The 12,546-nt window shown below is 71.9% G+C and carries 12 protein-coding genes; 6 read left to right on the forward strand and 6 right to left on the reverse strand.

Annotation, left to right across the window (positions count from 1 at the left end; genetic code table 11):
• Positions 1 to 33 precede the first annotated feature (33 nt).
• The 4 genes from pdxR (at position 34) to OIE47_RS28095 (ending at position 4,624) form a co-directional block, all read left to right on the forward strand.
• On the forward strand, positions 34 to 1,470 hold the full coding sequence (gene pdxR, locus OIE47_RS28080) for a MocR-like pyridoxine biosynthesis transcription factor PdxR (RefSeq protein WP_326557513.1): 1,437 nt from the start codon (positions 34 to 36) through the stop codon (positions 1,468 to 1,470).
• A gap of 339 nt (positions 1,471 to 1,809) precedes the next feature.
• Positions 1,810 to 2,742, forward strand: a complete 933-nt coding sequence (locus OIE47_RS28085) for an ABC transporter substrate-binding protein (protein ID WP_326557514.1) — start codon at positions 1,810 to 1,812, stop codon at positions 2,740 to 2,742.
• Complete coding sequence (locus OIE47_RS28090) at positions 2,739 to 3,833, forward strand: FecCD family ABC transporter permease (protein WP_326557515.1); 1,095 nt, start codon at positions 2,739 to 2,741, stop codon at positions 3,831 to 3,833. Before OIE47_RS28085 ends, OIE47_RS28090 begins: the two co-directional genes overlap by 4 nt.
• Complete coding sequence (locus tag OIE47_RS28095; RefSeq protein ID WP_326557516.1) at positions 3,830 to 4,624, forward strand: ABC transporter ATP-binding protein; 795 nt, start codon at positions 3,830 to 3,832, stop codon at positions 4,622 to 4,624. Before OIE47_RS28090 ends, OIE47_RS28095 begins: the two co-directional genes overlap by 4 nt.
• Positions 4,625 to 4,652: 28 nt before the next feature.
• Here the strand turns inward: OIE47_RS28095 and OIE47_RS28100 are convergent, their stop codons facing one another.
• From OIE47_RS28100 to OIE47_RS28120, 5 genes are all read right to left on the reverse strand, one after another.
• Positions 4,653 to 5,426 carry an ABC transporter ATP-binding protein gene (locus tag OIE47_RS28100; protein WP_326557517.1) on the reverse strand — a complete coding sequence of 258 codons (774 nt, stop codon included), beginning with the start codon at positions 5,424 to 5,426 and terminating at the stop codon, positions 4,653 to 4,655.
• Positions 5,423 to 6,496 carry a FecCD family ABC transporter permease gene (locus tag OIE47_RS28105; RefSeq protein ID WP_326557518.1) on the reverse strand — a complete coding sequence of 358 codons (1,074 nt, stop codon included), beginning with the start codon at positions 6,494 to 6,496 and terminating at the stop codon, positions 5,423 to 5,425. The genes OIE47_RS28100 and OIE47_RS28105 overlap by 4 nt, the downstream gene beginning before the upstream one ends.
• Positions 6,497 to 6,500: 4 nt before the next feature.
• Positions 6,501 to 7,556, reverse strand: coding sequence for a FecCD family ABC transporter permease (locus OIE47_RS28110; protein ID WP_326557519.1), 1,056 nt, complete (start codon positions 7,554 to 7,556; stop codon positions 6,501 to 6,503).
• Positions 7,543 to 8,562, reverse strand: a complete 1,020-nt coding sequence (locus OIE47_RS28115) for an ABC transporter substrate-binding protein (protein ID WP_326557520.1) — start codon at positions 8,560 to 8,562, stop codon at positions 7,543 to 7,545. The genes OIE47_RS28110 and OIE47_RS28115 overlap by 14 nt, the downstream gene beginning before the upstream one ends.
• Positions 8,563 to 8,790: 228 nt before the next feature.
• Positions 8,791 to 9,801, reverse strand: a complete 1,011-nt coding sequence (locus OIE47_RS28120; protein ID WP_326557521.1) for a helix-turn-helix transcriptional regulator — start codon at positions 9,799 to 9,801, stop codon at positions 8,791 to 8,793.
• A 62-nt stretch (positions 9,802 to 9,863) separates the two neighbouring features.
• On the opposite strand from OIE47_RS28120, the gene OIE47_RS28125 reads away from it, so the two are divergent.
• Both OIE47_RS28125 and OIE47_RS28130 read left to right on the forward strand, forming a co-directional pair.
• Complete coding sequence (locus OIE47_RS28125; protein WP_326557522.1) at positions 9,864 to 10,475, forward strand: DinB family protein; 612 nt, start codon at positions 9,864 to 9,866, stop codon at positions 10,473 to 10,475.
• Positions 10,472 to 11,572, forward strand: coding sequence for a winged helix DNA-binding domain-containing protein (locus tag OIE47_RS28130; protein WP_326557523.1), 1,101 nt, complete (start codon positions 10,472 to 10,474; stop codon positions 11,570 to 11,572). Before OIE47_RS28125 ends, OIE47_RS28130 begins: the two co-directional genes overlap by 4 nt.
• Before the next feature lie 48 nt (positions 11,573 to 11,620).
• Here the strand turns inward: OIE47_RS28130 and OIE47_RS28135 are convergent, their stop codons facing one another.
• Positions 11,621 to 12,427, reverse strand: coding sequence for an SAM-dependent methyltransferase (locus tag OIE47_RS28135; RefSeq protein WP_326557524.1), 807 nt, complete (start codon positions 12,425 to 12,427; stop codon positions 11,621 to 11,623).
• Positions 12,428 to 12,546 lie beyond the last annotated feature (119 nt).

Raw genomic sequence — 12,546 nt, forward strand, 5'->3', positions numbered from 1 at the left:
GTCGCAGGTGGCACCGGAGTATGGTCCAATTTCATGACGGATTCATGGGCCAATCCGGCCCCCGATCCGCCCGCCACCAGCGGTGCCGACCTGCTGCTGGAGCTGACCGGACCCGGACTGCGGGCCGGGCTCACCGAGGCCCTGCGGAAGGCCGTGCGCACCGGGCGCCTGGCACCCGGCACCCGACTACCGTCGTCCCGCTCGCTCGCCGCCGACCTCGGAGTCGCCCGCAACACCGTTGCCAACTCCTACGCCGAACTGATCGCCGAGGGCTGGCTCACCGCCCGGCAGGGCTCGGGGACCCGGGTGGCCCGGCGGGCCGCGCCGCGCCGGGTCGCGCCCGCCGCTCCCGGTACCGGGTCGACCCCGAGCCGTCCCACGTACGGGCTGGTGCCGGGTTCGCCGAACCTCGCGGAGTTTCCCCGTACGCAGTGGCTCGCGGCGGCCCGCCGGGCGCTGACCGCCGCACCGCACGACGCCTTCGGCTACGGCGACGCCCCCGGCCGGGCGGAGTTGCGTGTTGCCCTCGCGGACTATCTGCCCCGGGCCCGCGGGGTCTACGCATCCCCGGACCGGGTGGTGATCTGCTCCGGTTTCCACCACGGTCTGACGCTGATTGCGCGGGTGCTCCGGGCGCGCCGGGTGCGGGCGGTGGCCGTCGAGTCGTACGGCTTCGGCGTCTACCGCGACGCGCTGACCGGCGCCGGTCTGCGTACCCCGCCGCTCTACGTGGACGAGCAGGGCGCGCGTACCGACGACCTGGCCCGGCTGCCCGGAGTCGGCGCGGTGCTGGTGACACCGGCGCACCAGTACCCGACCGGGGTCGCGCTGGGCCCGGACCGGCGATTGGCGGCCGTCGACTGGGCGCGTGCGACCGGCGGCCTGATCCTGGAGGACGACTACGACGGTGAGTTCCGGTACGACCGTCAGCCGGTGGGTGCGTTGCAGGGACTGGACCCGGAGCGGGTGGTGTACTTCGGCACCGCGAGCAAGTCGCTGGCGCCGGGGCTGCGGCTCGCCTGGATGGTGCTGCCCGAGGAACTGGTTCCGGAGGTCGTGGCGGCCAAGGGGCAGGTCGACTGGGCGAGCGGGCTGGAGCAGTTGACGCTCGCGGAGTTCATCTCGTCCGGTGCGTACGACCGGCACCTGCGCGCGATGCGGCTGCGCTACCGGCGCCGCCGTGACCAACTGGTCGCGGCGCTGGCGCAGCGGGCGCCGGGTGTCCGGGTGACCGGCCTGGCCGCCGGGTTGCAGGTGGTCGTCGAACTTCCGCGCGGGACCGAGCGGTCGGTTGTCGCGGCGGCGGCCCGGCAGGGACTGGAGGTCACCGGGATGGCGCAGTTCCGCTACGAGGTGGCCGACTCCGGCTGGCGGTTGCCCGAGCAGGATGCGCTGGTGGTCAACTACGCGGCTCCGCCGGAGAGCGCGTGGGCGGGTGCGCTGGACGCACTGTGCCGGGTGATGCCGTAGCCGGCGCACCGTCGAGCAGATCACCGACGCCATCGCCGGGACGGGCTGGCCACCGGCGGATGCGATACCGTGCTCGCGGACCGCCCCGCAGCGAAGCCGGTGTGACCCCGGCGCTGTCCCGCAACTGTGATTCCCCGTACCGGCAGGACGTCGAGCAGCACAACGGCCCGGCGGATGTCGAGCACACCGGCCCCGCCGGCGCTCGCCGGTACGGAGGACGAGCCAGGTCGCCTGCGGTGCGGTCGCGAACCGCGCTTCCGAGGAGAGGCGTCTCGCGGGCGGGACATCAGCGGTGTTCCTGTCGGCGATGCACTGGATCCTCGACCGACAGGAGGACCCATGATCAGACGTACCGCAGCCACCCTCGCCGTGGCGCTCACCGCAGCCACGGCTCTCGCCGGCTGTGCGGCCGAGACCGGCGAGGCGCCGAACGCCGGATCGAGCGCGAACACCGCGGTGTTCCCGATCACCGTGGGCGGCGTCACCCTCGCGCAGCGCCCCGAAAAGATCGTCTCACTCTCGCCGACCACCACCGAGATGCTGTTCGCGGTCGGAGCGGGTGACCAGGTCACGGCGGTGGACGAAAACTCCGACTACCCGCCGGAGGCGCCGAAGAGCGATCTGTCCGGCGTCAGCCCGAACGCCGAGTCCATCGCCGCCAAGGCACCGGACCTGGTGGTGCTCACCCTCGACACCAACAAGATCGTCGACCAGCTCGAGCGGCTCAAGGTCCCGGTCTACCTGGCGCCGGCGGCGGTCACCCTGGAGGACAGCTACCGGCAGATCATCGAGCTCGGCGCGCTGACCGGCCATCCGGACGAGGCATCCGACCTGACCCAGCGGATGCGCGACGACATCACCAAGCTGGTCGCGGACGTACCGCAGCGGTCGACGAAGCTGAGCTACTACTACGAACTCGACCCCACGTACTTCACCGTGACCGGCAAGACCTTCGTCGGTTCCCTGTTCACCCTGGTCGGGCTCGAGAACGTCGCCGACCCGGCCGACGCCGACGGTGCCAAGGGCGGCTATCCCCAACTGACGCCCGAGGTACTGGTCAAGTCCGACCCGGATCTGATCTTCCTGGCCGACACCAGGTGCTGCCAGCAGAGCGCCGAGACGGTCAAGGCACGCAGCGGGTGGGCCGCGATCACCGCGGTCAGGAACAACCAGATCGTGGCTCTCGACGACGACATCGCCTCGCGGTGGGGGCCACGCGTGGTCGACCTGGTACGGGCGATCGTCGACGCGGTCGCCAAGGTCCCCGCGTGACGCGTTCCACCCCCGCCGGCACGCTGGTCCGCCGGCCCGCACTGCGGGTCGGCGGGCTGGTGGCCGGCATCGTGGCCGTCCTGGTCGCGGCGGTCACCGGGCTGGCCCTGGGACCGGTCGGGCTGCCGCCGGTCGGTGTCGCCGCCGAACTGCTCAACCTCGTGCCGGGAGTACACCTGCACAGCGGGCTGAGCCAGACCGAGGTGGCCATCCTGGTCGAGCTCCGACTTCCACGGGTGGTGCTCGGCCTGCTCGTCGGCGGCACCCTCGCCCTCTCCGGCGGCGTCTACCAGGGGGTGTTCCGCAACCCGCTGGCCGATCCGTACCTGCTCGGCGCCGCCGCCGGGGCGGGACTCGCGGTGACCGCGATGATCGCACTCCGGCTCGGCGGGACCGGCGGCGGCGCGGACGGCGACGCCACCTCGGGACTCCCGCTGACCATCCCGCTGGCCGCCTTCGTCGGCACGCTCGGCGCGGTCGCCCTGACCTACCTGCTCGGAGCGGCCGGTGGTCGGGATCGGAGCCCGGCGACGCTGATCCTGGCCGGCGTCGCGGTCTCCGCGTTCCTCTCCGCCGGCCAGACCTACCTGCTGCAACGCCACGCGGACAGCATCCGCGAGGTGTACTCCTGGCTGCTCGGCCGGCTCGCCACCGCCGGCTGGCACGACGTCCTCCTGATGCTGCCGTACGTCGTGGTCACCGCCGTGGTGGTGCTCCTGCTGCGCCGGGAACTCGACGTGCTCTCCGTCGGCGACGAGGAGGCGGCGAGTCTGGGCCTGCACCCCGAGCGGTCCCGCTACCTGCTGGTCGCGGCCGCCTCGCTCGGCACCGCCGCCGCCGTCTCGGTCTCCGGGCTGATCGGCTTCGTCGGCATCATCGTGCCGCACACCGTACGGCTGCTCGCCGGGGCCAGCTACCGGACCATCCTGCCGCTGTCGATGCTCTTCGGGGGCGCGTTCCTGGTGCTCGCCGATCTGGCCGCCCGTACCGTCGCGGTGCCCGCGGAGATCCCCATCGGGGTGCTCACCGCGTTCTTCGGCGCGCCCTTCTTCATCCTCGTCCTGCGCTCCGCGCGGCGGGTGACCGGATGAGCGTCGACCAGCCGCAGCCGGCCGCGGTCGAGGTGGCGGACCTGCGGGTCACCCTCGACGGCGCGCGGATCCTGCACGGGGTGGACCTGACGGTGGCAGCCGGCGAGTGGGTCACCGTGATCGGTCCGAACGGCGCGGGCAAGTCGACCCTGTTGCGCGCCGTCGGCGGCCTCCTGCCGGCAACCGGGTCGATCACCCTCTTCGGTACGCCGAGCGCCCGGCTGCGCCGCCGCGACCGGGCCCGGATCGTGGCGACCGTGGCCCAGTCCCCGGTGGTGCCACCGGGGATCGCGGTCTCCGACTACGTGCTGCTCGGCCGTACCCCCTACATCCCGCCGCTCGGTCGCGAGTCGGCGGCCGACCTGGCCGCGGTGACCGACGTGCTGCACCGGCTGGACCTGGTGGGGTTCGCCGACCGGCCGCTGGTCACCCTCTCCGGTGGCGAGCGGCAGCGGGTCTTCCTGGCCCGGGCCCTGACCCAGGGCGCCCCGCTGCTGCTGCTGGACGAGCCGACGAGTGCGCTGGACATCGGCCACCAGCAGGACGTCCTGGAACTGGTCGACCGGCTGCGCGGCGAGGTCGGCCTGACCGTACTGGCCACCATGCACGACCTCTCGGTCGCCGGCGAGTACGCCGACCGCCTGGTGCTGCTCGACGCGGGGCGGGTGGCGGCGGCCGGCCCGCCGGGGGAGGTGCTGACCGAGGACCTGCTCGCCGCCCACTACCGGGCCCGGGTACGCGTCATTCCCGGCGAGCACGGACCGATCGTCGTACCGGTGCGGTCCCGGTAGCCGTGGGCGTTGTCGGCGGGCGCCCGGTTCAGGCGGGCACGATCATCGGCGTGCCGGCGATCGGGTCCGGGACGATGAGGCAGCGCAGACCGAAGACCTTCTCGACCAGTTCGGCGGTGACGACGTCGGCGGGGGCGCCCTCGGCGACGATGGTGCCCTCCGACATCGCGATCAGGTGATCGCTGAACCGGCAGGCGAGGTTGAGGTCGTGCAGGACGATGACGATCGTCTTGCCGGACTCGGCGTTGAGCTTGCGCAGCAGCCGCAGCAGTTCGACCTGGTGGTTGATGTCCAGGTAGGTGGTTGGTTCGTCCAGCAGCAGCAGGTCGGTGTCCTGGGCCAGGGCCATGGCGACCCAGACGCGTTGCCGCTGGCCGCCGGAGAGCTGCCGGATCGGGCGGTCGATCAGGTCCGCGGTGCCGGTGGCGTCGAGCGCCCGGGCGACCGCGTCGTGGTCGTGCTCGGTCCACCGCCGGAACCAGCCCTGGTGCGGGTACCGGCCACGGGACACCAGGTCGGCGACGGTGATCCCGTCGGGTGCGACGGGGGTCTGGGGGAGCAGCCCGAGCACCTTGGCGACGTCGACGGTGCGCATCTCCGCGAGGGCTTTGCCGTCGAGCAGTACGGAGCCGCCGCGCGGCGGCAGCAGTCGGGCCAGCCCGCGCAGCAGGGTGGACTTGCCGCAGGCGTTGGCGCCGACGATCGCGGTGATCCTGCCGTCGAGCACCGTGACGTCGAGCTTGTCGACAACGGTCCGGTCGTCGTACCCGAGGGTCAGGCCCTCGGCGCGCAGTCGGGTCATCCGCCCGCTCCTTGCCGGTTGGTGGTGGCCAGCAGCCACAGCAGGTAGGGAGCACCGACCGCCCCGGTCACCACGCCGGTGGGCAGCGGTGTGGGCAGCAGGTGCACGGCGACGAGGTCGGCGCTGAGCAGCAGCGCGGCGCCGACCAGGGCGGCGGCGGGGATGCCACCGGTGGCCGGACCGAGCAGCCGGTTGGCGATCGGTCCGGCGACGAGGGCGACGAAGGCGATCGGCCCGGCCACGGCCACCGCGAAGGCGACCAGGATGACCGCGGTGCCGAGCAGGGCGGCGCGGCTGAGTTCGGTCCGGGTGCCCAGCGTACGGGCGGCGTCGTCGCCGAGTTCGAGTGCCTGCAACGGTCGCTGGAGCATCAGCGCGAGGGGCAGCAGGACGACCAGGGCGCCGAAGAGCAGGCGCAGTTCCGTGGTGCTGGCCTGCCCGACGGAGCCGGTCAGCCAGTGCATCGCCTGGCGGGCCTCGAAGAGCTGGGCCCGGCTGAGCACGTAGCCGACGAGCCCGTCGAAGAAGACCGCCACACCGATGCCGATCAGGATGAAGCGGTATCCGGTGACACCGTCGCGCCAGGCCAGTACGTACATCAGCAGGGCCGCGACGATGGCCCCGCCGAGGGCGAGCCCGCTGACGAGCAGCCCGCTGACCTGGAAGATCACGATCCCGGTGACCGCGGTGAGCCCGGCTCCGGAGGTGATGCCGACGAAGTCCGGTGAGGCGAGGGGGTTGCGCAGCACCTGCTGGAAGATGGTCCCGGAGGCGCCCAGCGCCAGCCCGACGGCCAGGGCGGAGGAGGCGGTCGGCAGCCGCAGGCCGCGTACGACGAAGTCGACGCTGGGGTTGTCGGACAGGTGCAGCACCGAGGCGATGACCTCGCCGGCACCGATCCGGAAGCTCCCCACCATCATCGTGAGCACGAACAGGGCGGCCACGGTGACGGTCAGGGCGCCGGTCACCACGACGGACCGGCCGGCTCGACGCCGACGGTTGTGGCGCAGCGCGGCCGAGACGCCGGGTGCGGCGGTGGCCGCACCGGTCGGGTTTGTTGTCGCCGTCATCCGGTCACACCTCCGACAGCCGGGCGTAGCGCACGATCGCGACGAACGCGGGCGCGCCGACCACCCCGAGGACCACACCGACCTGTAGCTCGTCGGGGGCGGCCACCACCCGGCCGAGCACGTCGGCGAGGAGCAGCACGATCGGCGCCAGCAGCATCGAGTACGGCAGGATCCACCGGTAGTCGGGACCGCAGATGAATCGTGCGACGTGTGGCACGACCAGCCCGACGAAGACGATCGGCCCGCACGCGGCGGTGGCCGCCCCGGCGAGTACGGCGACCACGGCGAAGGCGGCGGCGCGGGTACGGGTGACGTTCTGGCCGAGGCCCCGGGCCACGTCCTCGCCGAGGGCGAGACCGTTCAGGATGCGTCCGAACCCCAGCGACGCGGCCAGGCCGAGGAGCAGGAACGGGGCGACCCCGGTCAGGATCGGGGTGTACCGGCCGGCGAGCGAGCCCACCTGCCAGAACCGCAGCTCGTTGAGCGCGTCCACGTTCGTCATCACGATTCCGGTGGTCACCGAGGCGAGGCCGGCGGTGACGGCCGCACCCGCGAGGGCCAACTTGACCGGGGTGGCGCCCTCCCGGCCCAGCGACGCGATCGCGTACACCAGGGCGAGGGCGGCGATCGCTCCGGCGAAGGCGAACCAGACGTAGACGTTGACGCCGCGTACGCCGAGCACGGTGATGGCGAAGACCACGAACGCGGCGGCGCCGGAGTTGATGCCGAGGATTCCCGCGTCCGCGAGGGGGTTGCGGGTGACACCCTGCAGGATCGCCCCGGCGACGCCGAGCGCGGCGCCGACCAGGATGCCGAGCAGGGTACGGGGGACCCGCATCTCCAGCGTGACCGTGCTGCTGATCGACCCGTCGCCGTCCAGGCTGCCCAGGGCGTGCAGCACCTCGGACAGGCCGATGGAACGCGAGCCCATCGTCACGCTCAGGAACCCGACGAGGGCGAGAACCGCGCAGAGTACGGCGAGCCCCGGCCCGAGGGCGGAGGCCCGCCGTACGCTTCGCGCCGGGGTGCTCCTCGTCGCGTACCGGCTAGTTGCCGACATTCGGATCCGCGGCCTTGACCGCCTCGGTCAGCTTGTCCAACTCGTTGGCGAAGTCGCCGTACGTGTGCAGCCAGAACGCCGGCCACGACACGGCGGCTCCCGCCTTCGCTGCCTTGATCTTGAACCAGGTCGGCTGCTTCTGACCCCACTCGGCGTTGACGGTGGGGGTGAAGGAGCGCCCGTCCCACAGGATCAGGTCCGGCTGGTACTTGTCCGCGTTCTCCCAGCTCAGGTTCTCCCAGTACGGGAAGCCGGGGTCCGGGCTGGCCGGGTTGATCACCTTCAGGCCCCAGCTCTGCAGGTCCAGCAGCTCGGGTGCGTACTCGGGGTTGGCCACGTACACCTTGTCGTCGGCGGGGGACATCGCCGCGACGGTCAGGTCGGGCTTGCCCGCGGTCGCCTCCTTGAACCTGGCGACCGCCTCCTCGAAGCGCTTCTTGTTCGCCGCGATCTGCGGGCTGTCCACATCGGCGCCGAGGCTCCCGGCGAGGTCCTCGTACCCCTCGGCCAGCGCGACGATCGACTTGCCCTGCGCGACACCGACGACGGGGGCCAGTTCGGCGAGCTTCTTGCTCTTCTCGTCGACCCCTTCCTCCATGCCGCTGTGTGCCTTCTCGGCCGGCCACCAGTCGCCGACGATGAGGTCGGGGCGCAGCGCGGCGGCCTTCTCCACGTCGATCTTGCCCCACTCCTCGCCGAGGATCTCGATCCCGGTTAGGTCGAGGTTCTTCAGGTTGGGGTCGGTCTTGACCGCCTCGTCGGAGTAGACGCCGACGGGCTTGATGCCGAAGGACATGAGCGCCGCGGCCTCACCGGCGTGCGCGATGATCCGGCTCGGGGTCTTGTCCGCCTTGACGACCTGGCCGGACCCGTCGGTGAACGACCAGGGGCCGGAGGCGGCGGTGGTACCGCCGGTGTCGGTGTCGGAGTCGTTGCCACAGCCGGCAAGCCCGGCGAGCACGGCGCTCAGCGCCGTCATGGCCAGGATCGGTCGCCATGCTCGCATGGTGAGGTTCCGTTCTCTCTGGATGGGACCGAGCCGTCGAGGGTTCGGCTCGAAAGTTAGGTTAGGCTAACTAGGCTTCCGGGTTTTGGCCAGCCCGGATGATCAGGCTCATCCGGCGCCCACCCCGCCGGCCGGGGGCAATCCAGGGTCGGGTAACAGCACGCCACCGGGACCGACCGGCTGCCGGACCCCACCTGTTCCGGTCGGTGCGCGGCGGGATGCGGAACGCTATCGCCGCAGGTGGCTGTGGGTGTCGGTGGCGGCGCTCGCATAGCGGCGGGCCAGGTGCGCGAAGGCGTCCCTGAGTTCGGCCGGGCCCACGACCTCGATGTCGGCGTCGAACCTGCCGATGGTGGCGGCCAGACCTGGCCACGACCACGACCCCAGGACGAGCCGGCAGCGGTTCGGGGTGAGTTCCTCGACGATCGCGTCACGGGTGTAGCGGGACACCTTGGCGGCGGGTAGGTCGAGGATCACCTCCCCACGGCAGGGCCATTCGATCGAGCCGTCGGAGCCCCGGAACCTGTTGACCACGAAGGCGGCCACGTCACCGCCGGGCAGGTCGCGCGGGGTGAAGCGGGGACCGGTCGGCGTGCGCGGTGCGATCCGGTCGGCGCGGAAGGTGCGCCAGCCCGCACGGTCGAGGTCCCAGGCGACGAGATACCAGCGCCCGCCCCAGGTGACGAGGTGGTGGGGCTGCACCCGGCGCGGCGGGGTCGCCCCGCCGCCGCTGTCCACCCCCGGCGGGGGTACGGGGGTGTAGTCGAAGCGCAGCACCTCGCGGGCGTGGACGGCGGCACTGAGCGCCATGAGTACGCCGCTGTCGACCTGCGTGCCCGGTCGGATCGTCGGCGCCTCGACGGCGGTGACCCGGAGGGTGTCGATCCGGTGGCGCAGCCGTGCGGGCATCACCTGCCGGACGGTGTTCAGTGCGCGTGCCGCGGCCTCGTCGATACCGGCGCCGGTGGTGACCGCGACCTGGAGGGCGATGGCCAGGGCGACGGCCTGCTCGTCGTCGAAGAGCAACGGGGGCAGCTTCGTGCCGGCGTCGAGCCGGTATCCACCGTCGGGCCCCTTGACGGCCACGATGGGATAGCCGAGTTCGCGCAGCCGGTCGACGTCGCGGCGTACGGTGCGCGGACTCACGTCCAGCCGCTCGGCCAGCGCCGCCCCCGGCCAGTCCCGGCGGGCCTGGAGCAGCGAGAGCAACGCCAGCAGGCGCGCTGAGGTCTTCGGCATGGTTCCCATCCTGCCCGGAGAAGCGGCCACTCCCTGTCCGCTTCACCTGCGAACGTTGTCGCGTGCCACCCAGCGACAACAACCCGAAGGGCTCGTACTCCATGACCACCGTGACCACGCCCCGCCCGACCCTCGACGACGAGCGCAGCGACCTGCTCGCCGCGCTCGCGACCGCGCGATCCGCCCTGACCCGCAACGTGCAGGGGCTCTCCGACGAGCAGGCCGGGGAGCGCCCCACGGTCAGCGCGCTCTGCCTGGGCGGGCTGGTCAAGCACGTCGCTTCCATGGAAGAAGGGTGGCTGCGCTTCGTGGTCGAGGGCTCGTCCGCGATGCGCCAAGACCTGCCCGAGGGTGTCACCTGGGCCGAATTCGCCGCCGGTACCGCACGTGAGATCCCGCAGTGGGCGATCGACTACCAGAACGGTTTCCGGATGCTGCCCGGCGAGACGCTGGCGGGGATCCTCACGCGTTACGAGCGGGTCGCCGCCCGCACCGAGGAGATCATCGCCGCCGTACCCGACCTGTCCGCGACGCAACCGCTGCCGGAGACGCCGTGGCACGAGCCGGGAGCGGTACGCAGCGTGCGTCGGGTGCTGATGCACGTCATCGCCGAAACCGCCCAGCACACCGGTCACGCCGACATCCTGCGCGAGACGCTCGACACCAGCCGATGACCGTTCTCGACAGCCGGGCCCTCAACCGCGCCACGCTCGCCCGACAGTTGCTCCTCGACCGCGCCGACCTGCCGGTTCTCGACGCCGTCGCGCACCTGTGCGGCCTACAGGCGCAGGAACCGCAGGAACCGTTCGTCGGGCTCTGGTCCCGGCTGCGCGCGTTCGACCCGGCGGTGCTCTCGGACCTGCTGACCCGGCGGGGCGTGGTGCGTACCCATCTCATGCGCCGGACCGTGCACCTCGTCACCGCCGACGACGTCCTCGCCTGGCGGGCCCGGCACGACCTCATGCTGCGCCAACGGGTGCTCGGGACGTACCGTCGCGAACTCGCCGGGGTGGACCTCGACGAGCTGGCGGCGGCGGGCCGGGCGCTGACGGCCGACAACGAGCCCCGCTCGATGACCGAACTCGCGCGGGCGCTGGCCGGGCGTTGGCCGGAGCCGGGGCCGCGGGCGCTGGGCGAGATGCTGATCGCCGCCCTGGTCCCGATGGTGCAGCTCCCGCCGCGTGGGCTGTGGCGTACGAGGGCGGGTGTACGCAACGTCCCGCTCTCCTCCTGGTTGGGCCGCGAGATCGACCCGCCGGCACCGGCGGGCTCCGACCCGGTCGGTGAGGCGCTGGTACGGCGCTACCTGGCCGCGTTCGGCCCCGCCGCCACGGCCGACCTGCGTGCCTGGTGCGGCCTTGCCGGACTGCCGGCCGCGGTGGCCGCGATACGCGGGGAGCTGGTCACCTTCCGCGACGAGCGGGGACGGGAACTGTTGGACCTCCCCGACGCGCCCCGCCCCGACCCGGACACCCCGGCCCCGGTGCGTTTCCTGCCGGCGTTCGACAACGCGCTCCTCGGTTACCACGACCGCGGCCGGATCGTCGACGACGCCGACCGGGGCCTGTCGGTCGCCGGCGCCCGGGTAGTCCTGGTCGACGGTCGGGTCGCCGCGACCTGGGACGTCAAGGCCGACACCGTGACCGTCACCCCGCTGCGCGACCTTTCCCGGAACGACCGGGACGCCGTGGCCGAGCAGGGGCGGGAGCTGGCGTTGTTCCTTTCCGAGGAGAGCAACCAACGGGTGGAGATAGGGGACTCCCTCCGCTGAGTCCCCGACCGGGCATCGCCCGCTGCTGCGCCGATCCCTGTTCGGGATTCAGGGCTTGCGGGCCATGCCTCCGGCCATGAGGCGTTCGGCGACGGACAGCTCGTGGTCGACGGGAGTCTCCGGTCGCCACTCCGGCAGGGACACCAGGCCGGGTTCGATCATCTCGAGGTCCCCGAAGAATCCCCGGAGTTCGTCCAACGTACGGAATCGGCCGGTGCCCAGGACGCTGAGGTAGGTCTGCTCCAGTGCGGCGGCCTCGGGAAAGGACGCGCAGAAACTGGTCATGAACAGGTGACTGCCGGAAGGGGCGGCATCCATGTACGCCTTGGCGACCCCGCTCGGGTCCTCACTGTCGTGCAGGTGGTGGAGGATACCGACGAGCAGAACGCCGACCGGTTCGGAGAAGTCGATGAGGCGGTGCACCTCGGGATGGGCGAGTACGGCCGCGGGGTCCCGCAGGTCGGCCGTGATCACGGTGGTGTTGTCGTTCTCGACGAGCAGGGACCGGCCGTGGGACAGGACGATCGGATCGTTGTCGACGTAGACGACCCGGGCATCGGGCGCCGACCGCTGCGCCACCTGGTGGGTGTTCTCCCTCGTCGGTAGCCCCGAGCCCAGGTCCATGAACTGCCGGATGCCGGCCTCCTCGACCAGGTAACGGACACCCCGGCTGAGGGCCTGCCGGTTGTAGGCCGCCACCTCGGGCAACTGCGGCACGATCTTGAGCATTTCGCCGACGATGTCGCGGTCGACGGCGAAATTGTCCCTACCGCCGAGAACAACGTCGTAGGCCCGCGCGATGCTCGGGGTGGAAGGCTCGATATCGACAGAAGCCGGCCGGTCCTGTTCCGCCATGAATCCTTCTTTCGGAATCTCTCGCCCCGGTGGGAGTGCCGATCCTAGAGGACGACCGACGCCGATGGGTGACGGTCGTCCACTGTGGATGAAAGGCGGACGGGAGCTTTCCCGCCGCT

It is taken from the genome of Micromonospora sp. NBC_01796, assembly GCF_035917455.1.
GTDB lineage: Bacteria > Actinomycetota > Actinomycetes > Mycobacteriales > Micromonosporaceae > Micromonospora_G.